General features: G+C 55.2%; 18 protein-coding genes. 11 read left to right on the top strand and 7 right to left on the bottom strand.

Annotated elements, in window-relative coordinates; all coding sequences use genetic code 11:
• Positions 1–330 precede the first annotated feature (330 nt).
• From G497_RS16560 to G497_RS0103465, 7 genes are all read left to right on the top strand, one after another.
• Positions 331–966 (top strand): 4Fe-4S dicluster domain-containing protein, encoded by a 636-nt coding sequence (locus tag G497_RS16560; protein WP_051257802.1) that lies wholly within the window; start codon positions 331–333, stop codon positions 964–966.
• Positions 963–1,916: a CoB--CoM heterodisulfide reductase iron-sulfur subunit B family protein gene (locus G497_RS16555; RefSeq protein ID WP_051257801.1), complete on the top strand. Its 954-nt coding sequence runs from the start codon at positions 963–965 to the stop codon at positions 1,914–1,916. The genes G497_RS16560 and G497_RS16555 overlap by 4 nt, the downstream gene beginning before the upstream one ends.
• Positions 1,913–3,874 (top strand): CoB--CoM heterodisulfide reductase iron-sulfur subunit A family protein, encoded by a 1,962-nt coding sequence (locus G497_RS0103485; RefSeq protein WP_027187104.1) that lies wholly within the window; start codon positions 1,913–1,915, stop codon positions 3,872–3,874. The genes G497_RS16555 and G497_RS0103485 overlap by 4 nt, the downstream gene beginning before the upstream one ends.
• Complete coding sequence (locus G497_RS0103480; RefSeq protein WP_027187103.1) at positions 3,862–4,332, top strand: hydrogenase iron-sulfur subunit; 471 nt, start codon at positions 3,862–3,864, stop codon at positions 4,330–4,332. The genes G497_RS0103485 and G497_RS0103480 overlap by 13 nt, the downstream gene beginning before the upstream one ends.
• A gap of 231 nt (positions 4,333–4,563) precedes the next feature.
• Entirely contained in the window at positions 4,564–5,526 is a 963-nt protein-coding gene (locus G497_RS0103475) for a 4Fe-4S dicluster domain-containing protein (protein ID WP_027187102.1), read from the top strand.
• Entirely contained in the window at positions 5,520–6,602 is a 1,083-nt protein-coding gene (locus G497_RS0103470; RefSeq protein WP_342663649.1) for a 4Fe-4S dicluster domain-containing protein, read from the top strand. Before G497_RS0103475 ends, G497_RS0103470 begins: the two co-directional genes overlap by 7 nt.
• A 4-nt stretch (positions 6,603–6,606) precedes the next feature.
• Positions 6,607–7,485, top strand: coding sequence for an FAD/NAD(P)-binding protein (locus G497_RS0103465; protein ID WP_051257800.1), 879 nt, complete (start codon positions 6,607–6,609; stop codon positions 7,483–7,485).
• Between the two features lie 1,077 nt (positions 7,486–8,562).
• On the opposite strand, the gene G497_RS0103460 is transcribed toward G497_RS0103465, so the two are convergent.
• Both G497_RS0103460 and G497_RS0103455 read right to left on the bottom strand, forming a co-directional pair.
• Positions 8,563–8,976 carry a type II toxin-antitoxin system VapC family toxin gene (locus G497_RS0103460; protein WP_027187099.1) on the bottom strand — a complete coding sequence of 138 codons (414 nt, stop codon included), beginning with the start codon at positions 8,974–8,976 and terminating at the stop codon, positions 8,563–8,565.
• The gene (locus tag G497_RS0103455) at positions 8,973–9,215 is read right to left on the bottom strand and encodes a type II toxin-antitoxin system Phd/YefM family antitoxin (RefSeq protein ID WP_027187098.1); all 243 of its coding nucleotides are present in this window, start codon (positions 9,213–9,215) and stop codon (positions 8,973–8,975) included. The genes G497_RS0103460 and G497_RS0103455 overlap by 4 nt, the downstream gene beginning before the upstream one ends.
• Positions 9,216–9,346: 131 nt before the next feature.
• On the opposite strand from G497_RS0103455, the gene G497_RS0103450 reads away from it, so the two are divergent.
• The gene (locus G497_RS0103450) at positions 9,347–9,985 is read left to right on the top strand and encodes a thioredoxin domain-containing protein (RefSeq protein ID WP_027187097.1); all 639 of its coding nucleotides are present in this window, start codon (positions 9,347–9,349) and stop codon (positions 9,983–9,985) included.
• Between the two features lie 97 nt (positions 9,986–10,082).
• On the opposite strand, the gene G497_RS0103445 is transcribed toward G497_RS0103450, so the two are convergent.
• Together G497_RS0103445 and G497_RS0103440 are read right to left on the bottom strand one after the other, a co-directional pair.
• Positions 10,083–10,292, bottom strand: coding sequence for a hypothetical protein (locus G497_RS0103445; protein WP_027187096.1), 210 nt, complete (start codon positions 10,290–10,292; stop codon positions 10,083–10,085).
• Positions 10,293–10,718: 426 nt separating this feature from the next.
• A complete protein-coding gene (locus G497_RS0103440; protein ID WP_027187095.1) occupies positions 10,719–12,221 on the bottom strand; it encodes an outer membrane homotrimeric porin in 1,503 nt (500 codons plus the stop codon).
• Positions 12,222–12,515: 294 nt separating this feature from the next.
• Here G497_RS0103440 and miaB point away from each other — a divergent pair, with 294 nt between their 5' ends.
• The 3 genes from miaB to G497_RS0103425 all read left to right on the top strand — a co-directional run bounded on the left by miaB (position 12,516) and on the right by G497_RS0103425 (position 16,180).
• Positions 12,516–14,006, top strand: a complete 1,491-nt coding sequence (gene miaB / locus G497_RS0103435) for a tRNA (N6-isopentenyl adenosine(37)-C2)-methylthiotransferase MiaB (RefSeq protein WP_027187094.1) — start codon at positions 12,516–12,518, stop codon at positions 14,004–14,006.
• Positions 14,003–14,890, top strand: a complete 888-nt coding sequence (locus tag G497_RS18925) for a bifunctional nuclease family protein (RefSeq protein WP_051257799.1) — start codon at positions 14,003–14,005, stop codon at positions 14,888–14,890. Before miaB ends, G497_RS18925 begins: the two co-directional genes overlap by 4 nt.
• A 159-nt stretch (positions 14,891–15,049) precedes the next feature.
• Entirely contained in the window at positions 15,050–16,180 is a 1,131-nt protein-coding gene (locus tag G497_RS0103425; RefSeq protein ID WP_245576339.1) for an ABC transporter ATP-binding protein, read from the top strand.
• A gap of 100 nt (positions 16,181–16,280) precedes the next feature.
• Here G497_RS0103425 and G497_RS18920 read toward each other — a convergent pair whose 3' ends face one another.
• From G497_RS18920 to G497_RS16535, 3 genes are all read right to left on the bottom strand, one after another.
• A complete protein-coding gene (locus tag G497_RS18920; RefSeq protein ID WP_051257798.1) occupies positions 16,281–18,032 on the bottom strand; it encodes a methyl-accepting chemotaxis protein in 1,752 nt (583 codons plus the stop codon).
• A 373-nt stretch (positions 18,033–18,405) separates the two neighbouring features.
• Complete coding sequence (locus tag G497_RS16540) at positions 18,406–20,205, bottom strand: ASKHA domain-containing protein (protein WP_051257797.1); 1,800 nt, start codon at positions 20,203–20,205, stop codon at positions 18,406–18,408.
• A 137-nt stretch (positions 20,206–20,342) separates the two neighbouring features.
• Positions 20,343–23,819, bottom strand: coding sequence for a response regulator (locus tag G497_RS16535; RefSeq protein ID WP_051257796.1), 3,477 nt, complete (start codon positions 23,817–23,819; stop codon positions 20,343–20,345).
• Positions 23,820–23,978: the final 159 nt, after the last annotated feature.

Below are 23,978 nucleotides of genomic sequence, written 5' to 3'. Positions count from 1 at the left end.
GCACGAAGTGTTTCAAAGGCATGAACAGCACAGCTCGTGCATTATTGCACAACTGTTTTGTTCTTGCACAAGTGGTACGCCGCGTGGGCAGGCATGTGGGTTTTGCTAAAATTTCAGCAAAAACAGTGCCAAAGGTGCGGCCCCTTCGTAAATTTCAAGTAAGAGTGGCATTGTTTTTATTGGTGTACATGGGCATACGGTAGTATTGGGTGTATGCCATGCTACGCAACAAGGCTGGTAAATAATTTCCAGCAACTGGGAATTTTTGTCCGTGTGGGCTTTCCCGTAGTTTTTGTGCTTCACACTTTTGCATGCAAGGTGGCTTAGAGTATGGAAACAATTGACCTGACCAGGCCAGACACCGCCTTTATCCGCGAAGTGGAAAAAGAAAGTGGGCAAACGGTGTCCAAGTGTTACCAATGTGGCAACTGCTCTGCCGGGTGCCCCATGTCTTTTGCCTACGACATTCCTGTGAGCCGTATGATGCGGCTTGTGCAGGCCGGGCAAAAGGAGGCGGTTCTTTCTGCCAAATCGTTGTGGATGTGCGCCACGTGCGAAACCTGCACACAGCGCTGCCCCAACAACATTGATGTGGCAAAGGTAATGGACGTATGCCGGCATATGGCACGGCGTGAAGGGAAAGGCGGCGTATATGCTGTTAAAACCTTCTGGGATGCGTTTATGCAATCTGTTGGAATGAACGGCAAAGTGCATGAAATTGGCCTTATGGTTATGTACATGCTGCGCACAGGCCGTGTGTTTACCGACGTAGACCTGGCCCCCAAAGCCCTGCCCAAAGGGAAAATGTCCATTTTGCCCCACCGGGCAAAGGGCAGGAAAGAAGTGGCAGACATTTTACGCCGCTTCCATGAAGGCGCGGCCGATGAGCAGAAGGTGCAAGCCCGCCTTGCTGCTGCCGAACAGGCCGGAAAACAGGCGGCAACGCAAGAGGGAGGCCGTTCATGAGTGCTGTTTCTTTAGGGTACTATCCGGGCTGTTCCGGCCTTGGTACCTCGCTGGAGTACGATGCTTCCACCCGCGCGGTATGCCGCGCCCTGGGCATTACTCTGCAAGATATCCCAGACTGGACCTGTTGCGGTTCCACCCCGGCCCACACCGTTGACCACGTGCTTTCTTCCGCCTTGGCAGCCCGTAACTTTGCCCAGGCAGAAACCGCTGGTATTGACGATGTGATTACCCCATGCCCCAGTTGCCTGAAAAATTTGCGTAACGCCCTGGAACACATGGAAGATGACTTGTTCCGGGCCAGGGTAGACGCCCTGACAGAACGCCCCCTGACCCGCCCCCACACGGTGAAGTCTGTGTTGCAGGTGCTGGTGGAAGATATTGGCCTTGATGCCATTAAAGAAAAGGTCACCCGCCCCCTTACCGGCATGAAGGTTGTGCCCTATTACGGCTGCCTGATGACCCGCCCGGCAAGCACCATGCGCTTTGACAGCCCGGAATACCCCATGTCTATGGATAACTTGCTGGCTGCCCTTGGGGCAGAAGTGCTGCCCTTCCCGCTGAAGGTGGAATGCTGCGGAGCCTCTTTTGGTATTCCCAAAAAAGAAGCGGTAACCCGCCTTTCCGGCAAGCTTTTGGACCTTGCGGCAGGCCTTGGTGCCCATGCTGTGGTGGTGGCTTGCCCCCTGTGCCAAATGAACCTGGACCTGCGCCAGGAACAAATTAACGCCGCCAACAACACCCACCACGCCCTGCCAGTGCCGTACTTTACGCAACTGGTTGGCTACGCCCTGGGTGTGCCGGAAAAAGAGCTTGGGTTTGACAAGCTTATCATGCCGTTGGCCCCGGCATTTACTGCCATGCAGGAAGCCTGTGCAAAGGCAACCGCAGTGGCAGAGAAAAAGCCCGCTGCCGGGAAAACGGAAGCCACCGCAGGAGGTGCGGCATGAGAATAGGGGTTTTTATTTGCCATTGCGGCAGTAACATTGGCGGCACGGTAGACTGCAAAAGCGTTGCCGAAGAATCATACGCCTTCCCGGACGTGGTTTTTTCCACAGACACCATGTACGCCTGTTCCGAACCTGGGCAGCAAGGCATTATTGATGCCATCAAAGAACACAATCTTTCCGGCGTGGTGGTGGCTTCCTGTACCCCGCGCATGCACGAACCCACCTTCCGCCGTGCGGTGGAACGGGCCGGGCTGAACCGCTATATGTTTGAAATGGCCAACATCCGGGAACACGTTTCCTGGATTGGTAAAAACAAGGACGCCAACACCAACAAGGCAGCGGAGCTGGTACGCATGGCCGTTTCCAAGCTGCGCCTGAACCGTGACCTGCATTCCAAGTCCTTCCCGGTGACCAAAAGGGTGCTGGTTATTGGCGGCGGTGTGGCAGGCATTCAGGCTGCGCTGGACTGCGCTGATGCTGGCCTTGACGTTGTGCTGGTGGAGCGCGAACCTTCCATTGGCGGCAAAATGTCCAAGCTGGACAAAACATTCCCCACGGTGGACTGTTCCAGCTGTATTCTTGGCCCCCGTATGGTGGACGTGGCCCAGCACCCCAACATTACGCTGTATGCCGCTGCCGAAGTGGAAAGCGTGAGCGGTTATGTGGGCAACTTTGAAGTGACCGTGCGTAAAAAGGCCACCTATGTGGACTGGGACAAATGCACGGGCTGTGGCCTGTGTACAGAAAAGTGCCCCAGCAAAAAATCCTTCGACCGCTTTAACGAAGGCGTTGGCCCCACCACCGCCATCATTATTCCCTTCCCCCAAGCCATTCCCAAAAAAGCTTCCATTACCAGGGATGCCTGCCGCCAGTTCACCAAAGGCAAGTGCGGCGTGTGCGCCAAAATTTGCCCCACCGGTGCCATTAACTACGAGCAGCAGGACGAGCTGGTTTCCATGAAAGTGGGTGGCATTGTGGCTGCCACGGGTTACGACCTGATGGACTGGACGGTGTACGAGGAATACGGCGCAGGCCGCTACCCCGACGTTATCACCTCCTTGCAGTACGAGCGCCTGCTTTCTGCCTCCGGCCCCACAGGCGGGCACGTAAAGCGCCCCTCCGACGGCAAGGAACCCAAGAATGTGGTGTTTATCCAGTGTGTTGGCTCGCGCGATGTCTCCATCGGGCGGCCTTACTGCTCCGGCTTTTGCTGCATGTACACCGCCAAGCAGGCCATTCTCACCAAAGACCATATTCCAGATTCCCAAAGCTTCGTGTTCTACATGGACATTCGCTCCCCCGGCAAAGGGTACGACGAGTTTACCCGCCGCGTGCAGGAAGAATATGGTGCCCAGTACATTCGCGGGCGTGTTTCCCTGATTTACCCCAAAGGCGACAAGCTTATTGTGCGCGGGGTAGATACCCTTATGGGTGGCCAGCAGGTGGATGTGGAAGCCGACCTGGTGGTGCTTGCCGTGGGCGGCGAAGCTACCCAAGGCTCCCCCCAGTTGGCGGAAAAGTTGCGTATTTCATACGACAGCTACGGCTTTTTCATGGAAGGCCACCCCAAACTGAAACCTGTGGAAACCAACACCGCCGGGGTGTTTCTGGCTGGTTCCTGCCAGGGGCTGAAAGACATTCCTTCTTCCGTGGCCCAGGGCAGCGCCGCTGCTGCGAAAGCCATTGGCCTGCTTTCCAAAGACATGCTGGCCAGCGACCCGCAAATTGCCCAGGTGGACATGAAGCGGTGCGTGGGCTGTGGCAAGTGTATTCAGGTGTGTCCGTTCAAGGCCATTAAAGAAGTGGACGTGCGCGGGCAAATAAAAGCGGAAGTGATTGAAACAGTATGCCAGGGGTGCGGCTTGTGTAACGCCACCTGCCCTCAGGGCGCTGTGCAGCTTTCCCACTTTACTGACAACCAGATTCTTGCGGAAGTGGAGGCCTTATGTCGGTTCTAGAAGGCAAAGAGCTTCGAATAGTTGGTTTTTTGTGCAACTGGTGTTCTTATGGCGGGGCAGACACCGCCGGGGTGGGGCGTTTTTCCCAGCCTACCGACTTGCGCATTGTTCGTGTTCCCTGTTCCGGGCGAATTAACCCCCTGTTTATTATGAAGGCCCTTCTTTCCGGGGCAGACGGCGTGCTGGTTTCCGGCTGCCACCCCCGCGACTGCCACTATGCTGAGGGCAACTATTATGCCCGGCGCAGGCTGGAAGTGCTTAAGGGGCTGTTGCCCACCTTGGGCATAGACCCACGGCGGTTTGAGTATACCTGGGTTTCCGCTTCTGAAGGCCAGCGCTGGCAGCATGTGGTGGATACGTTTACCCAGCAGGTACACACCCTTGGCCCGGCTAAGCGTCTGCCTGATGCCCCGGAGCTAGCTGCTCTTGCTGCCCGCTTGGAACCATTGCGCAATTGAAATTGTTGCACTTTACTTGGGAAGGCTCTGCCTCCCCAAACCCCTCCGCCAAGGGCATGATGCCCTTGGAACCCGCATCAGCGTTTACTTTTCCGCTTTGCGAAAAAGTAAACGCAAATGGGGGGTCAAGGGGAATCATTCCCCTTGCAGGGGGCTGGGGGACAGCGTCCCCCAATAAAAGTCAATAAAATTCATAACGAAACGACCTTTTGCGCTCCATAAGGAGAAAACATGGGTATGCAAAAAGAATTGCAAGCCGCCATTAAGGCCATACTGCCTGAGGTGGATTGTGTTATAGGCTGGGGCAGCGGGCCAGACCCGCTGCACGGCGCACCGCTTTTTATGCGTTCCGAGGACGATGCCAACAGGTTTGCATCCGGCTTTTTTGCCGTAAACAACCCTGCGCTGTTCCTGCCTGAATACAAAGGCAAAAAAGTGGCTGTGGTGGTAAAAGGGTGCGATGCACGCTCCGTTGGGCAGCTTCTTTCAGAAGGGCTCATCAAGCGTGAGGAAGTTTCCCTTATCGGCTTTCCCTGCCAGGGGGTGGTGGACCACGACAAAGTGGCGGCTGCCCTTGGCGAGAAAGGGGAAATGGGCGAAGTGACGGCTGTGCTGGAAGAAGGCGACGCCCTGGTGCTGACCCTGCGCGGGGAAACCGTGCGCCTGAACAAGGCTGATGTGACAGCGGAAAAATGTATGCGCTGCCAGTACCCCAACGCCCACATTGCCGATACTTTTGTGGGGGAAAAGCGCGAACCCGTTGCCACGGCAGACGACTTTGCCGACCTTGCCGTCTTTGAGGCCATGAGCCTTGAAGAACGCCAGGCCTTTTGGGAAAAGGAAATGTCGCGCTGCATTCGGTGTTACGCCTGCCGCAACGCCTGCCCCCTGTGCGTGTGCCGCGACCATTGCGTAGCCACCAGCCGCGACCCTTCCTGGCTGACACAGGCCGATAGCGTGAAGGACAAACTGTTCTTCCAGGTGATTCATGCCACCCACCTGGCCGGGCGCTGCACTGGTTGTGGCGAATGCCAGCGGGCTTGCCCTGTGGGTATTCCTGTGCTGCTTTTGAAGCGCAGCCTTGCCCGCAGTGTGGAAAAGCTGTTTGCCTACCGTGCCGGTATTGATGAAGGCACACCCCCGCTGCTGACCTTTACCCTTGAAGAACCTACCATCAAAGAGAGGTCATGGTAATGGCAACCTTACGCTATCTTCCCCTGGCCCAGGTGCCCCAGTGGCTTGATGGGCTGGCAAAAAGCTACACCGTGTTTGCCCCCGCCCGCGAAGGTTCGGCGGTGGTGTACCGCCCCCGTGCGGAAGGCTCCATGCCGGAACTGACTGCACGCCCCACGGAATCAGCCAAGCACGTGGTGTTTCCCCGTGCCCATGAGCTGTTCAGCTTTACCTACAAGGCAGACCCCGCTGTGGTGGGCAAGCGTGACCTTACCCTGACCCAGCCGCAAGACCCCACCCCAACGGTGGTGTTTGGGGCGCTTTCCTGCGACGCCCGCGGCTTTTTTGCCTTTGACCCCGTGTACGACGGGTGCGGCACAAAAGGCCTTGCCAAAGACGTGTATTATTTGAAGCGCCGCCAGAACACCGCCCTTGTGGTGCTGGCCTGCCGCACGGCCCTTGCCACCTGCTTCTGTAACTGGACAGGGGGCAGCCCCGCCAGCCGGGAAGGGGCAGACGTGCTGGCAACCCTGGTGAACGACGGCCTGGTAATGGAAGCCCTGACCCCCAAAGGGGAAGAGCTGGTGAGCGGCCTTGCCGAAGCGGGCGCTGAACAAGGCGCTGCGGCAGAAGCAAGCCACACAGCAGCGGAAGCCACCATGGCCCCTGTGCCCGGTGCACCCCTTGACCCCAAGGCCATTGCCGACGCCGTGCTGGCCCGCTTTGACGACGCCACATTCTGGCAGGCGGAATCTGCCGGGTGCCTGGCCTGTGGTGCCTGTACCTACCTGTGCCCTACCTGCTACTGCTTTAACATTACCGATGAAAGCAACGGCATAAGCGGTGTACGCCTGCGTTCCTGGGACACCTGCATGGCATCTTTGTTTACTCTTGAGGCCAGCGGGCACAACCCGCGCACAGCCAAGGCAAACCGCTTGAAAAACCGCGTGGGACACAAGTTTTCTTACTACCCCAGCCTGCATGGTGGGCGGTTTTCCTGTTGCGGGTGCGGGCGCTGCATTAAAAGCTGCCCCTCTTCTGTTGATATCCGGCGCATTGTGCAAAATGCCCTTGCCGCCGCAAATGTGAAGGAGTAGGCCAATGGCTACTAATACTGCCGCTGCGCCACAACGCCCAAGCTGTGATGCCAGCACCCCCAACCCCTATATGCCCTACCTGGCTACCGTGGTAGAGGTAATAGACGAAACCCCTAACATCAAAACGTTTCGCGTGGTGCTGCAAGACGCGGACGCCATGAAGAGCTTTACGTTCCAGCCGGGGCAGGTGGGGCAACTCTCTGTGTTTGGCTTTGGGGAATCTACCTTTGTAATCAACTCCCCGCCAACCCGCATGGACTACTTGCAGTTCAGCGTGATGCGCACAGGGGAAAATACCCAAGCCCTGCACAACGTGGCCGCTGGCGACACCATTGGCGTGCGCGGCCCCCTTGGCAACTCCTTTCCGTATGAAAGCATGAAGGGCAAGGACATTGTGTTTGTTGGGGGCGGCATTGGCATGGCCCCCTTGCGTACGCTGCTCCTGTTCATGCTGGATAACCGCAAAGACTACGGGAAAATCAGCCTGCTGTACGGGGCCCGTTCCCCGCAAGATATGGCGTTTTCCTATGAACTGCCGGAATGGCTGGGGCGCGACGACCTGGACTGTGTGCTGACCATTGACAGAGAAGCCGAAGGCTGGCAACACAAAGTGGGGCTTATTCCCAACGTGCTGCTGGAAATGGCACCCTCCGCCAATAACTGTGTGGCCATTACCTGCGGCCCGCCCATTATGATCAAGTTTACGCTGCAAGCCCTGGAAAAGCTGGGCTTTGCACCGGAACAGATTGTGACCACCCTGGAAAAACGCATGAAGTGCGGTATTGGTATTTGCGGGCGCTGTAACATTGGGGACAAATACGTGTGCGTAGATGGCCCGGTGTTTACCCTGGCAGAACTGAAAGAGATACCCAACGAGTTGTAATGGGTTTGGTTGGATGAAGAACAAAGAAGGGTCGTCGCATGGACGGCCCTTCTTTGTTGTTAAGAGGGAATGTTGAGTTTCTTGCGGCGTGCCGCCGCGTGCTACCGCTTTTCTTGTTTTGTTTGCCGCTCCGCTTGGGTTTATGCGGCGCAAGCGCCACTCCATTCTTCTTTTCTCTTAGTTCATCCGCTCCGCTAGGGTTAGGGGGCCCTCGCCCGGCCCCCTAACGACCCCAGGCGCACGGGGTTGCACCCCGTGACCCCGCTAGGTTGCGGCCCGCGCTCAGGTAGATTTGTTTCGCTAACTCGCTGCGCTCGTGGCGCTGCACAAATATATTCGCGCGGAAAAACACCGTGCAGGGAATGGGTGAGGCGGCACTTATCGGTTGCTTGCTGTCATAGTCAATTATGCCACAGAAGGTAAGTACCACATTGACGGGAAGTGAGGGCAAATAGGTGGTACTTCGCATGAGTGGTTGGGCGCAACAAAGCGCACGTACGGCGGTGGGGTTATGAGTAATCTCTTGTGTGGAGGGTATGGGTAGAATAAAGACTCTGCCACTGAAGGTGATTCCTTTGGTAAAGGGAAACGGTAACTTTATAGCCCCACTCCGCCTGGGTATGCGGCTGTAGTGGGCTCTTGCGGCGTCTTCGCCGCACCTTACAGATAATTCTTCGAGTTTTCCCCAGCCAACGCGCGCTTTGCTGCGCCCGCTCACTCATGCACAGTGCGGTACACTTCTCCACCGCTCCCCACCAGTAAGGCAATGTCCTTATGCGGCAGGGCCGTTGCGTATTTACTCCCCGTATCAGACGAGGCTACCCATTCTCAGCAGGGTGTACTCCCCGCGCGTTTCTATTTGTTTGCGCCCCGAGCGCAGCGAGGTAGGAAACAAATAGCCTAAGCGCGGGCCGTAACCTAAACGGGGTCTTGGGGCAGAGCCCCAAGGGTGTGGGGGTGCAGGGGGGCCGCACAAGGGCCCCACCTGCCCTAGCGGAGCGGAAAAATAAAGAGAAAAGAGGAATGGTGTGGCGCCTGCGCCGCAAGAAACTACGAGCAACCACCCTCAAAAAACTCTCACTTTTGCGGCCGCCACGCCGCATCACCCCTTCCAATAAACAAAACCGATCCAGGGTATTCCTTTATCTGCTTATCACTTGTAAGCAACCAAAACCCCTCGCATTTGGCCTGGGCCAGGAGTATTCTGTCAAAAGGGTCTTTATGCAGGGCGGGCAGGTCGTTTACAGCCAGGGTATGTTGGGCCGTAATGGGCAGCTCAATATAATGGGCATCCACAAGGCCGCGCCGCAGCATTGCAGCATCCACTGCAAAGTCATTTCTGCCAAGGCTTTGCTTTATGCCAATTTCCCACAGGCTGGCAGGGCTGAAGTACAGTGTGTTATTGGCATCTACCAAAAGCTGCTCTGCCTTGCGTGGAAGTGTTCCGACTGCCGCCCATATGAGCATATGGGTATCAAGGAGCAAGTTCATTCTTCCCCCGCGAACATGTCCTGAATGACTTCTTGCCCCATGGTGTCGAAGTCCTTCGGCATCGTAATCATTCCCCGCATGAATCCCACCCGCTTTGCAGGTTCTTGCGAGGGGGTATAGGCCGTTACCGTCACCATGGGTTTGCCGGACTTGGCAATAATAAATGGTTCGCCATGTACGGCTTGTTCAATGAGTTTGGAAAGATTTGTTTTAGCTTCGTGAATATTAATTTGTTGCATAGAGTCTCCATATAAACTAAGTCTTAAACTAAGTTTAGTTGCCCTCCCCCCATTTGTCAATCTCTCTGCTTTCAGCTAAGCTTCTGCTTTCAGCCTCACAACAATCACCCCAACCGTTGCAAGGGAACACCATGGCTTTTGGCACTTTGGCAGGCGGTCATGCCCGCCGCATATGCTCTTTTCTTTTTCTGCTCTTCCTTCTCTCTTTGCCCTCCCTCACCCATGCTGCGGAACATGACTTTTACCGTTTTCCGCTGTTTTTCGGCAATGCGGATGCCCCCAACACCATCATTATGTACGACAATATAGAATGTCCCTCATGCCGCAAAATATGGCCTGCGGTGGTGGGCACCATACAGGGGCTGGACCCGGCTCACACCCGGTTTATCATACAGGGTGGGGGCAAATCGGCGCAGGGCGACAAGGCCATGCTCACCGCTATTGCCCTGGCGGAGCAAAACCAGGCATTGGCACGCGAGTTTGTAACAGCCGCCTTTGCCAGCGAACAGGCAATTGCCAAGCCTGTGCCCTTTGCCATAGCGCTTGCCAAAAAGAAAACGTTGCCCGTGGACGCGGCAAAGCTGGAGCGGGATGTTTCCCCGGAAAATGAGGCAAAGCGGGCAGAGGCGAAAGCTGCCATCAAGGAAAGATATGGGCTGAAGCGTACCCCAAGCTTTGTTATTAACGGGGTGGTGTATGAAGGGCTGGTGGGGGCTGCCCCCATGGTGCAATTTATGAAGGAACACCCGCCTGTGCCGCAGTTGCCCTAAGGAAACGCGCATTCAATGGGATGTTGTGTTCACCATAAAAAAGCGGGCTACCCCACATGGGAAGCCCGCTTTTTAAGTATGTAGCTGCTCTAGCCGTTTACTTTACTTCTTCCACGGTGAGCCCTTCCTGGGCCAGCGCTTCCTTCAAAATATCTTCGTCTACGCACGTACCGGGTTTGTAGGTAATTTCCCCGGAGGCGGTGTTAATGTGGATGTCTTCATAGCCATCCACAGTTTTTATGCAACGCTGTATCACGGTGGCGCAGTCTGTTTTTTCTCTGAATCCCTTCACTCGTAATGTTTTCATATCCAACTCCTTGTATGCCACGGTATGCCTGCTCTTGCCATGCAATGTCTGGTTTGTCCTGTGCGTATGCAGGTATGGTGATGTGTTTTGTACTAGTTGCATTGCCCGGCAGCGTTTGTGTGGGCATTACCAAATAAACATAATTCGTTTTCTGGCGTTGTCAAATAGGGCCGGGTATCAAGCGGGAGCAGGGTGAAGCAACGCTGCCAAACGGAAAAAATGAGCGTAGTACTTGTTAATGAGAATTTTTTGGTTCCTGCCAAGGAAGGCGCACTTTGGGCGGGGCGATGTGTATAGAGACATACATGAGCGTCGCACAAAGAAAGCCTGACGAAGGCAGAAGCAAAAAAGGCCATTAATAAAAAAAATAGGGGGCCACGGGCCCCCTACTGCAAGTAAAACAAACGCAGCGCTATTTAGTCTGCTCTAGAATTCGTACTTGAAGCCAACCTGAGCCTTCCAAGCGTCGTCGGAATCGCTCTGGAAGTGGTTCTTGATCAGGTCAAGGTTGATGTAACCCAGTTCGAGGTATGCGGTCAGGTTTTCGTAAATTTTGTACTGGTGGTCAAAGTTTACTTCCCAAGCAGCATCGCCTGTGGTCAGGTACAGGCTATCCACACCGTAACGTGTGTTAGAACCAAAAGGACCGTCGCCACGAGCCAAGTCGCGGTCGTTGGTGCCTTTGTAGTAAGAAACGCGCAGGGTGTGCTTGAGGTCGTCAATGAAGCTCATGTCAGCCAGTTGCACGCCAATACCCCAAGTGCCCATGCCAGTTTGGCTTACTGCGTTGTCATCGCCCCGAGTCTTTGTGCCGCTGAAGCCAAAAGAGGTGGGGGCAAAGCCAGTGTCTACGCCAACAACAGGCATACGACCAAGCTTTGCATGGGTCATGTTACCATTGGCATCATAACGCTGGTCTTCAGCGTCATCGCCAGTGCTCCACCAGCCGAAAATGCCAGCAGTGGCCCAATCCAGTTTGTAATCAAGGCGTGCGTCCAGGAACCAGCCACGGGCACGAGCAGTGAAGTTGTTGTCTGGGTTGGCTACGCCATCAGGACGGGCGCCAACGTTCAGGCCTTCCAGGTCGCCCATGCGCCCGTACATTACGTCCATGCCAAAGGTAAGGGGGTCGAACATGGTCAGTTCAAACCCTGTGCCGAGCCACCATGCAAAGGCACGGTCGTTTTCTACGTCGCGAATGCCGCGGCCAAGGCCGTTCAGGTTGTCTTTAGCCATAATGTACTCAGCATAGCCGGACTGGTTGCCAATGTTGGCCATAACAGTCCAGGGGGTGAGTGCCCAACCTTCACCGGTGATGGGGGCCACAAGGCCGAACATGTCAACGCTGTCATCCAGACGACGACCATTGCCGTTGTCTGCATAGCGGTCGTTGTAGGCATCAAAAGGACGAGCCCAGAAGCCTGTCAGGGCAAACATGTCGTTAAACTTGTAGCTGGCAGTAATGGCGGCTACGTCGGCATCAAACACGGGGTTGTTGAAGCGGGTGGCAGAAGGCAGCGCCAAGCCCTGGATACCCATGCGGATGGACAGGTCGGTGTTAGGCACGATCCAGTCAATGTATGCACGTTTGGTTTCCACGTTCACGCCGTCAGCGTCAAGGGCACCGCCGGAGCTAGGCCCGGTGTTGCCGTTTCTGGTGCGGCCCCAGTCAGTGTCACCGATTTCAAACATCAATACGCCTTGAAGAAATTCAGAAGCGATGAAGTTGACTTGGGTGCGCACGCGCTGGCGAGCAATGAAGTCCTGGTGAGCTGCATTGCTGTTAAAGCCTTTGCTACCACCAAGGTTTTTGCCCCAACCAAAAACAAATTCGAACTGTCCCTTGGCCTTAATGTCCACGGCCTGGGCTGCGCCTACGGTGCCAAACAGCATGGCAGCCGAAAGCAGAAGAGTAGAAATGCGTTTCATACTTTCCTCCTTTAGAATAAGTTGAAACTATTGTGCCTCTAAGCTAGCAGAAAATATTCTATTTGCCCACAGAAAATATAAATTTTTTTACCATTTGCTATATCTATAATGCGCATAGGTATAGTAAATGTGTTTTCTGCGCATCCTTCCGCTCTGCTATGGTTTACAGTAACGGATAATGGTCCAACCTTCCCGGGTAGGCAAGTTGCGCCCGCAGCAAAAAGCACGTATGAGGCTGGTAGCCTTACAGGCACACTTACTGCTGCCCGCTTTCACCTTTTTCCCTCAACTACAATGACAACACCTACTTTTTATATACAAACATTTGGTTGCCAGATGAACGTGAACGATTCCGACTGGGTTGTGCGTTCCCTGCAGGCGCGGGGCTTTGCCCCGGCTCCGCTTGAAGAAGCCAGCGTGTATATTTTGAACACCTGTTCTGTGCGGGACAAGCCGGAACAGAAAGTCTATTCAGAACTGGGGCGCATTGCCCGTTACTGCAAGGTACATAAGAAAAAGCCCCCTCTGGTGTGTGTGGGGGGGTGTGTTGCCCAACAGGTGGGGGAACGGCTGGTGAAGCGTTTCCCGGAAGTGCGCTTGCTGTTTGGTACCGACGGCATTGCCGGTGTGCCTGATGCTATTGAACGCCTGCTGGATGAACCCATACGCCGCATAAGCCTGCTTGACTTTGTGCAGCAGTATGAAGAGCGCGATGCGTTGTGGCAGCCAGGGCAGGTGCCTGTTTCCGCTTTTGTGAACATCATGCAGGGGTGCAATAACTTTTGCACGTATTGTATTGTGCCGTATGTGCGGGGCAGGCAAAAGTCGCGCACGCCGGAAGCTGTTCTGGCGGAGTGCCATACTCTTGTGGCGGCTGGTACTAAAGAAATTACTTTGCTCGGGCAAAACGTGAATGCCTATGGGCAGGACGGCCTGGCAGGCGACACGACTTTTGTGGAGTTGCTGGAACAAATTTGTGCCATTGAAGGGCTGGGCCGGGTGCGCTTCCTCACCTCACACCCCAAAGACGTTCCCGCAGAACTTATAGCGCTGCTTGGCAAAGAACCCAAGCTGTGCCCCCGCCTGCACCTGCCCTTGCAGTCAGGGTCTGATGCGGTGCTGGCCCGCATGAACCGCAAATATACCGTGGCGGGCTACCTTGATGTGGTGCAGCGCCTGCGTGCTGCCCGGCCAGACATGGTGCTGACCACCGATATTATTGTGGGCTTTCCCGGTGAAACAGAATCCGACTTTGACGCCACCATGGAAATAATGCGCGAGGTGGGGTATATTTCCAGCTTTTCTTTTGTGTATTCCGACAGGCCAGGGGCCAAAGCTGTGTTGCTGCCGGGTAAGATTGAGCGTAGCGTTGCCCTGGAGCGTCTTACCCGTTTACAGACATGGCAGACAGAGTATACCGAACGCCTGTTGCGCCAGATGTATGGCAGTGTATTGCCTGTTTTGCTTGACACTCCCCTTTCTTCCTCTGTAGTTTTAGGGGAAGGTGCCGATAAGCCAACCATGCCCGGTAGTGAGCGGGGTGCTTTGAATAGTGCAGGTAGCACCCCGGAAGTGCAGCCGGAAAAATATGGCACCGCAGGCGAAGCCGCCCAAGGTGCAGAGCAACAGTGCCAATTATGGCAGGGTAAAACCCCGCACGACATAAAAGTAGTGGTGCGTTTTCCTTCCAGCAGGGAAGGCTTGCAGCCGGGCACCATGGTGCAGGTGCAGGTAACAGGGGCAAGCAAGCAGGCGCTGAAAGGCCAGGAGGCAGGGGATACATGATCGACCTAACGGTACTTGGTATTGTGTTGACGAATGAAACAGTTCCGGTACTTTTGCTGCACCCGCAGCATACTTCCCTTGTATTGCAACTGACCATTGGCGCGGCGGAAGCCTATGCCATTTCCACAGTGCTGTATGAGGAAAGCTCCCTTGGGGAGGCTGCCGGGGTCAAGGGGGGGCACTTTGCCCTTTTGCGCAAAGGGGCCCAAAAGGCAAGCCCTGTTGCCATGCATCAAGAGGCCGGGGCCAAGAAGCGCTGGCGCCCCCAAACCCACGACCTTGCCCTGGAATTGGTAACCCAGCTTGAAGGCAAGCTCCTGGCAGCGGAAATTACCCATGCCCACCAAGGCGAATTTTTTGCAGAACTGGTGTTTAAGGGGCCGCAGGGCATTGGGCGTGTGGCCTGCCGCCCGGCCGACGCCATTGCCCTTGCTGTGCGTAGCGATGCCACCATTCGTTGCCAGGAAGGGGTGCTTGGCGTGGCCGAAGAGATGCAACCTGTGCTGGAAAACCTCCCAGACACGGTGCGTGGCTATGCCTTGGGCGTGTTGGCCCGCCAGTTGCAAAAACAGGCCGCTGTTATGGAACAAGGGCTTTCCCAGTTCGAGGCAGAGCAAACCCAGCCAGCAATCCGTAAGCCTGTTGTGCGTAAAGGGCCAATTATTACCATTGAGGTAGGCAAACCCAAGGCCCAGGACGCCCAGGCGCGGGAAACGGTGCGGGGTATTTTGCATTCCCTGCATGTGGACGCCTGCGCAGTGCCAAGCTTTAGCCTGCCCCAGGCCAATGAACATATGGCAGCCCCTGCCAAGGGAACGCCGGAAGATGCCCAGTGGCGTGCCTTGTTGCAACTTCTTTCCCCTGAAACCAAAGAACCCATGTAGTTGATGCTTAAAAAGTCTGAAGCGGCCTTTTTAAGAAGGCACGCTGGCTCCATGCGCCGCTTTGCGGACGCCGCGTCCGGCAAATAGTATTTGCCGGGTTATTCGGCCCTTTGGGATGTTTCTGGTTGATAAAACAGTGTTGATATCCAGGATTTTCGTATGACCCAAGCAGGTGACACTTTTTTAAGGGCCGACTATGTAATTACCATGCCTGAACAATGCCCCCCTCAACCTTTGCTGCGCGTGCAAAACCTTACGGTGGCCTTTGCAGGTGCCCAGGGCACTGCCCCCCTTGCTGCGGTGCAGGACGTTTCCTTTGATGTGGCGGCAGGCGAAATTTTGGGGATTGTGGGGGAATCTGGCTGTGGGAAAAGTGTTACGGCCAAGGCTATTATGCGCTTGTTGCCAAACCCGCCCGCCCAAATTATGGGGGGCCGCATAGAATTTTTAGGGGAAGATATTATTCCCCTGCCGGAAGAGAATATGCGCTGCTTGCGCGGCAACCGCATGGCCATGGTGTTTCAGGAGCCCATGACTTCCCTGAACCCTGTGCTGCGGGTGGGGGAACAGATTGCCGAACCCCTGCGCCTGCACCGCGGGCTTGGCACTGCGGATGCGCGCAAAGAAGCGGTGCGCCTGCTTAATTTGGTGGGTATTCCTGAACCGGACCAGCGTTACGACCAGTTTCCGCATGAAATGAGCGGTGGTATGCGCCAGCGCATCATGATTGCCATGGCCCTTTCCTGCTCTCCCCAATTGCTGCTGGCAGACGAACCCACCACAGCACTGGACGTGACGGTGCAGCGGCAAATTCTGGAGCTTATGCGCGGGCTGGTGCGTGAATTTGGCGCTTCCCTGGTGCTTATAACCCATGACCTGGGGGTTGTGGGGCACATGGCACACCGCGTTGCTGTTATGTATGCTGGTAGAATTGTGGAGCAGGGCCCGGCGCAGCAGGTGCTTGCCACCCCGCAGCACCCCTATACCCAAGGGCTTTTGGCTTCCCGCCCTGGCACAGCCTGCCATGAAGAAAGTAACGCAGGGCAACCGGAACACAATGCAGTGCGCAAAAAGCTCCGCCTTGCCGCCATTGCAGGCACAGTGCCCCCCTTGCATAACAGACCTTCGGGGTGTTTGTTTCACCCCCGGTGTACCAGGGCCATGCCCCGCTGCCGTGAAGCATTGCCCCCGGCCTTTTCTTGCCCCCTGCCGGAGCAGGCAGGGCAGCACGGTAAAGCGCACGGCGGGCATAGTGCTGCCTGCTGGTTGCTGGATTCAGAGAATAACTAATTTACCCGGTAGTGCAAAAAATCGCGTTTTTGGGCTGAGTAGCTCAAAAACGCGATTTTTTGTTCAACCTGTTGTTGCAGAAACGTCTGCGTGGGAAAGATTACACCTGTTGCAATTCTGTTATGAGTTTTTGCAGCTCTTGTATCTGGCTTGCCAGCTCTTCAACACAGCCATGGGCCGTGTGCATTGCTTCGGCGGTATTGGCTGTTGTGGCGCTAATGTCCGTAATGGCATGGTTAATTTCTTCACTCGCAGCAGACTGCTGCTTACTTGCTGTTGCAATGGCCCTGGCCTGGTCAGCGGAACTTTCAGCAAGGTGCACAATTTCCGTAAGCGCATCACCGGAATTATTAACTGATGCAGAAACATCACCAATAATTGAGGCGGTCTGTTCCACCTGTTGCTTGCTGTTGTTGGTGCTTTGCTGGATAGCCTGGACAACTTGCCCCACGTCGGTTGTGGAGTGCATGGTTTTTTCCGCCAGCTTGCGCACTTCGTCTGCCACCACTGCAAACCCCCTGCCTGCTTCCCCGGCTCGTGCCGCTTCAATGGCGGCGTTCAGGGCCAGCAGGTTTGTCTGGTCTGCAATATCTGAAATAACACTCATTATTTCAGTTATGGACTTGCTGTGTTCGGTCATGGTTTCCATGTCTTGGCGCAGCATGACAGATTGCCCCTGCAATTGCTCCATAAGTACAGAAACCGTTTTTACCGTTTGGGCACCATGCAAGGCTTTTTCTTTGGAATGGCTTGAAACGTCTGAAGCAGTGGCGGCATTGCGTGCCACTTCCAGTACAGAACTGTTCATCTCTTCCATGGCAGTTGCAGTTTCCGCAACCCGTGCACTTTGCAGGCGGCTCCCTTCTTCTGACTGGGAGAGGAGCTGAACAAGCTGGGTAACAACAATGCCGATGCTACCAACAATATTCTTGAGCTGCATTGCAGCGGTTTGCATGCCTTCGCGCTTTGCGCTTTCGGCCTGTTTGCGGGCTTCTTCAGCCTGGGCAAGAAAGCGTTTTGCCTCTTCACTTTCACGTGTGGCATGGTGCATGGCTTCTTCCACCTGTTGGCGGGAGTTGTGTATGTTTTCTGCCGCAGCATTAAGCGATTGGGCAAGGGGTTCCATGGAGGCTGCATTGGCGCTGTCTATTCTGTGGGTTAGCCCTGTGTTGCCTAACTGGGAAGCAAAAACAACACATTCTTTCATGTATTGTAAATCGTTGCGCGTAATCAGGTATCCGGCGCCATAAATAAGCAGGGTAAAGCCAAAAAGCGCAAATAGAATGTTTTTGCGATGCATGGCAATGCGCTGAGACATGTTTTCCTGTATGCCTGTATACCGTTGGTGCATCAGCTTTGCCAGGGCATCAAATTCTTTGCGAAACGCATTGGCAAGGGGCGTTGCGTCCTTTTCATACTGCTTGTAGATAAGGTGGCGCTCAGCTTCAGGTGTGGATTCCAGTTGCTGTAAAATGCGGTCACCACTGCCCACAAACTGGGAAGCTGCGGTGCGTGCGTTTTGGATAACGGTTAATTCTTCCTGGGTAAATGGCAGGGCTAGCAGCTTGGAAAATTGTGTCTCATTTTTACTGGCAATGTCCCGCAATCTTTCAAGGTTTTTGCTGGTATTGCCACCAAGCATGCTGTCGCGGGTCAGGCGGCTTACATAGTTAATGTCACGTGCAATTTCCAGGGCAGTTACCTGGCCTGTGACATCTGTTTGAAGAATGGCTCTGTTTTGTGTGTCCACATTGTTCACTGCAAAAAGAAAAAACACTGCCATAAAGATAAGGGAAGCCGTGCCTATAGTCAGTGTGACAAAAAATTTGCCTTGTAATCCGATTCTGGTCATAAATACCATCCTTATGAATAGAAGTAATGACTCAATATGCAGACATGGAGCAGGTCCGAAGCGCCCTTTGGGAGGGAGACAGGCTGGTTTAAAGCATCACTTTGCGGGTGCCGTGAGTGAACCGCGGGTCATCGTTTGTTGTGCCCGGCACATTCAATTTGCTGAGTCATCAGTTCGTTAGTGCATTGCGGATTTAAAAACGCCTTTGAATGTTGGTGGGTTATGGTAATATCTTGTGTGAATTATTGCGCACTAGCTCTGTTCATATCGGCAATAAGGTATACCAACTATACCTTATTGCCAAAAAATACCCATGGTTGCCTTTGGCTTGCTTTGGGGGAAGGGTGTACAGGGAATGTGGTCGTGTGCTGTTTTAGCTGGCGTACCAGGCAAAACGCATGTGCTGGGCAAACCCTTGCATAAAGCTTGGGTGTTCTGCCAGGGCAAGGGGGGTAACGTGGCTGGCCGCTGCCAGCACGGCTTTTCGGGCTTGGCCCGAATGGGCCAGCAGGCAAGCGCCGTGCAAACTGGCATTGCCCAGCACGTGCATACGTGTGGCAGTGCCTTGGGGGAAAAAGCCAAGAGTTTCAAGGGCTTCTTTTTCCGCGTGCAGGCCAAGGGCTCCGGCAAGGTACACTGCCCGCAGGGCGTGGGAAGGAATGCCTGCTTCCTGCAACAGCAGGCTCAGGCCCAGGCTGAAGGCGGCTTTTACCTTGAGCAGTTCTTCTACGTCGCGTGCGCTTATAAACATGCCATGGGGCAGGGGCAGGTAGGGTGTTGTGGGCAAGGGGGGAATGGGGGCATTGTGGCACAGGGGGCATGGGCACGGGGCCACAGGGGCAGCAAGGAAGCGGCGCAGCATGGGGCTTTGCTCTGGGGTAAAGTGCCCGTCTTCCCCCATGGCGTTAGCCTGAAGCAAACAGCGCACCAAGGAGAGATAGCCCGTGCCTGTAATGCCAGGCATGCCTTGAGTGGTGTGGGCCGTGGCTTCCAAGCCTTGGCCCTGTTCCAGGGGGTAGGCATGCAGCCCTGTGGGGCGCAGGCTGAAGCGGCTTATGGCTCCTGGGCGGGCCTCTGTTCCAAAGCGCAGGCCAATACCTTCCAGGGCCGGGCCAAGGGCTACACTGGCACATAGCATGGTTTCAGGCGCGAGGGCCAGCAAAAATTCGCCATTGGTGCCAAGGTCTGCCAGTAAAAAGGGGTAGTGCGGGTTGGTGGCTAAAATAGCAGCAAGGCCCGCTCCAATATCACCCCCCACAAACGGAGCAAATTGGGGGGGAAGCCACACCGGGGGAAGCCCCGGCAGGCTGGTGGCCCTGCCCCCAGGCTCTTCCAGGGCATAGGGTGCTGTGGCAAGGCCTGAAGTTGGGGCATGCAGGGCAAGGGCTGTCATGCTGGGGTTGGCGGCAAGGCACAGGCTGGCAATGGGGCCAAATGTGTTGGCCGTGGCTGCAATACCTTGCAGGGCATGCAGGGTAATGTTGTACAACGTTTCCTTGCCTTGGGGCGTTGCGGCATAGGCAAGGCGGGAAATGCAGTCGCTACCGGCCCCGGCCTGGGGGTTTAACTGGCTTTCCTGGTGCAGCACTGTGCCTTTGGCCGTGCATACAGCCCAATGCAGGCTGGTGGTGCCAAGGTCAACTCCCACAAACAGGGGGGCTGTATTGGGGAAATCTGGCTGGTGTGCAGGCTTCTGTGTTGCCAATCCATTCGGCAATTCTGCAGGCTGGTGCAAAGCCTGGCCCGCAGTGCCATGGTTCAGGCTGTCTGGCCCGGCGGTGTTGGCATGTATACGGCTGTTGGGGGGCAGCTCCACCAGGTGTGTTCCTGTGGCCATATGCTGGCAGCCAAGGCGCCAGCCCTGGGCCAGCATCTCCGGGGAAAGGGTTGCCGTATCTTCCGGCGTTGGCAGGGGGATGGGAGTAAGGGAAGGATTTGCTTCCGGTGCCTGCACATACCGCACCCGGCAGCGCCCGCACTGGCCCATGCCGTTGCACAGGGGAACTGGGGCTACCTTGCCGGAAAGGTAAATGGCCTGGGCAATGGTTTGTTCCCCGGTGGCCGCAACTGAAAGATGAGGCTCTGTGGGCGTATGAAGGCTCGCAGAACAGGGCTGTTTCCCGGCATTGTCTTGCAGGGTAATGAGTATGCGGGGGGGCAGGGAAGGGGGCATGGCTTTGGGGTGGCACAGGCGTGTGCCGTTGTTGCAGCATCTGTTTCAGGCTGTTGCACTGGGGGCGCACAGCCTGAAACAGAGGGAGTTATAAGGAAATGCTGAGCAACTGGCAGGTGGGAAACGCGCAGCGTTTGCTAGCTGGCAGGGGGAGGGGTTTTGGCCGTAGCCAGCAATTCCTGGGCTTGGTCAAAGTCGAAGTCACGTATGGCCTGGGCAATGCTTTGGGTGCGTTCCTTGCCGTAGTGCTGTTCAAAGGCGGCTCTGTTTGTTTCAAAAAAGTCGCTTGCTTGGGAGTCGCTTTCAGAAAGGAAGTGCACAAGCTGGGCTTGCACGGCAACAAGGGCTGCGGCGCTCACCGCAGGCATTGCAGGGTCTGCCATTACTTCTTCTTCTGGTTGCAGGGCTGTGTCCAGCACATTTTGGAGGGCTGCCAGTTCCGTGTTCACAGCATCCACCAGGGCTTGTTCCGGTTGCGGTGTTTTGGGGGCTGCTTCCAGTGCTTTTGCCGCTTCGGAAAGGGCATTGGCCCCAATGGTGGCAGCAAGGCCTTTTATGGTGTGGGCCATGCGGGTTACGGCTTCAGCGTCTTGTGCGGCGAGAAAATCCTGCAATTCTTGGGCGTAGGAAGGCAGGCGGCTGTGCAGCATGGTAAGGCTTTTCATGTACAGGCGGGTATTGCCTGCAAGGCGGGCCACTGCCGTGGCAACATCCACCCCGGGCAGGGGCGGAATGCCATTGGCCGCAGGAACCTGTGCCTGCTGTGCCTGTGGCTGGTGCGGGGCCGCAACACTTGGTGAAGCCTGAACGCTTTGCGGAATGGCAAACGTATTCATGGGGTGTACCTGCGAAGTAGTGTTTTCCTGTGGGGATGAAGACAGGGTGGGGGTACTCACAGCTGCGTGGTGCCGGGTGTGGGGAATCCAGCTTTCCAAGACCTCAAACAGTTTGCCCACTTCAATGGGCTTGGAAACGTGGTCGTTCATGCCAGCCTGTTTGCAGGCTTCTTTTTCTTCACTCATGGCGTGTGCTGTCATGGCTATAATGGGCAGGTCGGCAAATCGTTTGTCCCTGCGCAAAATGCGGGTTGCCGCGTACCCGTCCATAAGGGGCATTTGCAGGTCCATAAGCACAATGTGGTACTTGTCAGGGTCTGCAGTGAGGGCGTCAATGGCCTGTTGCCCGTTGTTGGCAACGGTCACGATAATGCCTTCGCCGGAAAGAATTTCCATGGCAACCTGCTGGTTGACAATGTTGTCTTCCACCAGCAGTACCTGAAGCCCCTGCATGGGAGCTTTGGAGGTGCCGGAAGCTTGCTGGCCAATGTTGGGCACACTGATGGTGCCGTCCAGTTGCAGGGCATCCAGAATGGTGTTGAAAATTTGAGAAGGGTTAACAGGCTTGTACAAAATGCTGCGAATACCCGCAGCTTCTGCCTTGGCCTGCAACTCGCCCCGGCCAAAAGCGGTTACCAGGGTCATTATGGGCTGGTTGGTAAGCCCCATGTGCATAATGTGTTTGGCCGCGTCTATGCCGGAAATGTCCGGCATGCGCCAGTCAAGGAACACAAGGCGGTACGGGTCTGTTTTGTCAGTCTGGCGCAGTTCTTCATAGGCTTCACTGGCGCAGGAAACAGCCTTGGGCGCAAGGGTAAGGCTTTGCAGCATTTCCGTAAGAATGATGCGGGCCGATTCGTTGTCGTCTACCACCAGCACCTTCACCCCTTGCAGGGAAGAAGGCTGTTGCTTTGTGGCTTCCACATCGCTTCTGTGCAACTTGATGATGAACGATACGGTAGAACCCACATCGGGTATGGAGTTTATCCATATTTTCCCTTGCATCATCTCAATAAGGCGCTTGGTAATGGTCAGGCCCAGGCCTGTGCCGCCGTATTTGCGTGTTGTGGAATTGTCTGCCTGGGTAAAGGGCTGGAACAGGCGGGAAATTTGCTCTTGCGTCATGCCAATGCCTGTATCACGCACGGAAAACAGCAGGTTTACTTCTTCCGAAGGGGTCGTGGGTGCGTCTGTAGCAGACTGGTTGTTGTCGTCCAGCAGGGTACAGCTAACGACCACCTCACCCTGGGAAGTAAACTTGATGGCATTGCTCACAATGTTGATAAGAATTTGCCCAATGCGCAGCGGGTCGCCCGTAAGGTATTGGGGCACATGGGGCGAAAGGGAAAAGAGTAGCTCAATGTGCTTTTCATCTGCCCGCTGGGAAAGGAGGGAACTGACGTTGTTCAACACTTCTTCAGTGGCAAAGGAAACCTGCTCAATGTCCAGCTTGTCTGCTTCAATTTTGGAAAAGTCCAGAATGTCGTTGATAATGCCAAGCAGGGTGTTTCCTGCCAGGTAAATTTTGTTCACATAATCTTTTTGGGCGGGGGTAAGGTCTGTGCGCAGGGCCAGGTACGCCATGCCAATAATGGCGTTCATGGGGGTACGAATTTCATGGCTCATGTTGGCCAAAAATTCGCTTTTGGCCTTGTTGGCATCGTCTGCGGTATGTTTTGCGGCCATAAGCTCTGTTGTGCGTGCACCCAGTGCTTCGGCCATTGTGTCCAGGGTTTTGGCCAGCAGGCGTATTTCGCCGGAACCAGGGGTAATGCCTGTTCTTGCTTCCAGGTTCCCTTCGCCAATGGCTTTAGCCGTGCCTACCAGTTGCCGCAACGGGCGGGTCAAATTGACCTTGTTAATGAACAGCACCAGCAAAAAACCCACCACAAGGGCAATGCCAAGGTCTGCCAGGTGGCGGTAAAGGCTTTGGGTGGCCACGGCGTAAGCGTCTTTCGTGTCCAGGCTCATGGCCAGGGTAAATGCCCACTGTTGTTCCCCGCGCAACCGCAACCGCTGGTAGGCAATCAGCCGTTCGTTGGGGGTGCCCTGGTACAGGGTTAAAATACCCCTGTCTGTGGCGGCCTGCTGCACGGGAATAAGCACTTCGTCGCGCATAACGCCGCGTGTTTCAAACTGTTCTTTGGGGTAACCGAAAATAATGTTGCCGCTTTTGTCGGCAAAGGCAAAGCGCGATTTGGGAATAAAAGGGCGGGTGCTGAGCGAGGCGCGCACCTGGAATATATTCATTGCCCCTACCAGCACGGATTTCAACCCTTTGAAATCAATAATGGGGTACAGGCAAAACACGGTGGCAGTTTGTGTGCCTGGGTCGTCTGTAAGGCCACTTATGGTAAAGGACATGGTTTTTTGTAAAAGGGTCAGGGCGGGGGCAGCTTCAGCAGGCAGGCTTTTGGGGGCCCCTTTCCCTGCCACAAGAATTTCGCCGTCTTTGTCGGTAATATACAGGTTCAGCAGGTCATTGTTTTTGCGGCTGAGTATGCCGGAGAACAGGTTCAGGCAGGCTTCTTTGTCCATGGTGTGCACGCTGGGCAAAATGGCAATGGTGGCAAGCAGGGTGCGGGTGTTTTCCACCGCACGCGACTGCTGCTCAGCAATGCTCAGCACCATTTCCTGCAAACGCTCCTTGGCTGCCATTTTGTCTGCGGCGTTGCGTTCAAGGCCGAAACGAAACAGAATGAACAACGAAGGAAGGAATGCCAGGATGACAACAAGATATATTGTACGCCCGATATGACCGGATAAAAAGTTTCTCATGAGGGGGCTTCTTTGCAAAGAGGAGGAAAGTAACTGCGCTGCCGACGAATACAAGACACTATTGTGAGTAACGATAACGGAAAGAGCTACTTGACGCAAGTGGCTTTATTCCAGTATGTTTCTGCTTGAAGCTGGGAAAATGTTGTTGATTGTGCATGG

Origin of the sequence: Desulfovibrio cuneatus DSM 11391 (genome assembly GCF_000430005.1) — a bacterium.
Lineage (GTDB): Bacteria > Desulfobacterota > Desulfovibrionia > Desulfovibrionales > Desulfovibrionaceae > Frigididesulfovibrio > Frigididesulfovibrio cuneatus.
Note: the sequence above shows the minus strand (reverse complement) of the source record. Positions and strands in the feature narration are given on the sequence as shown.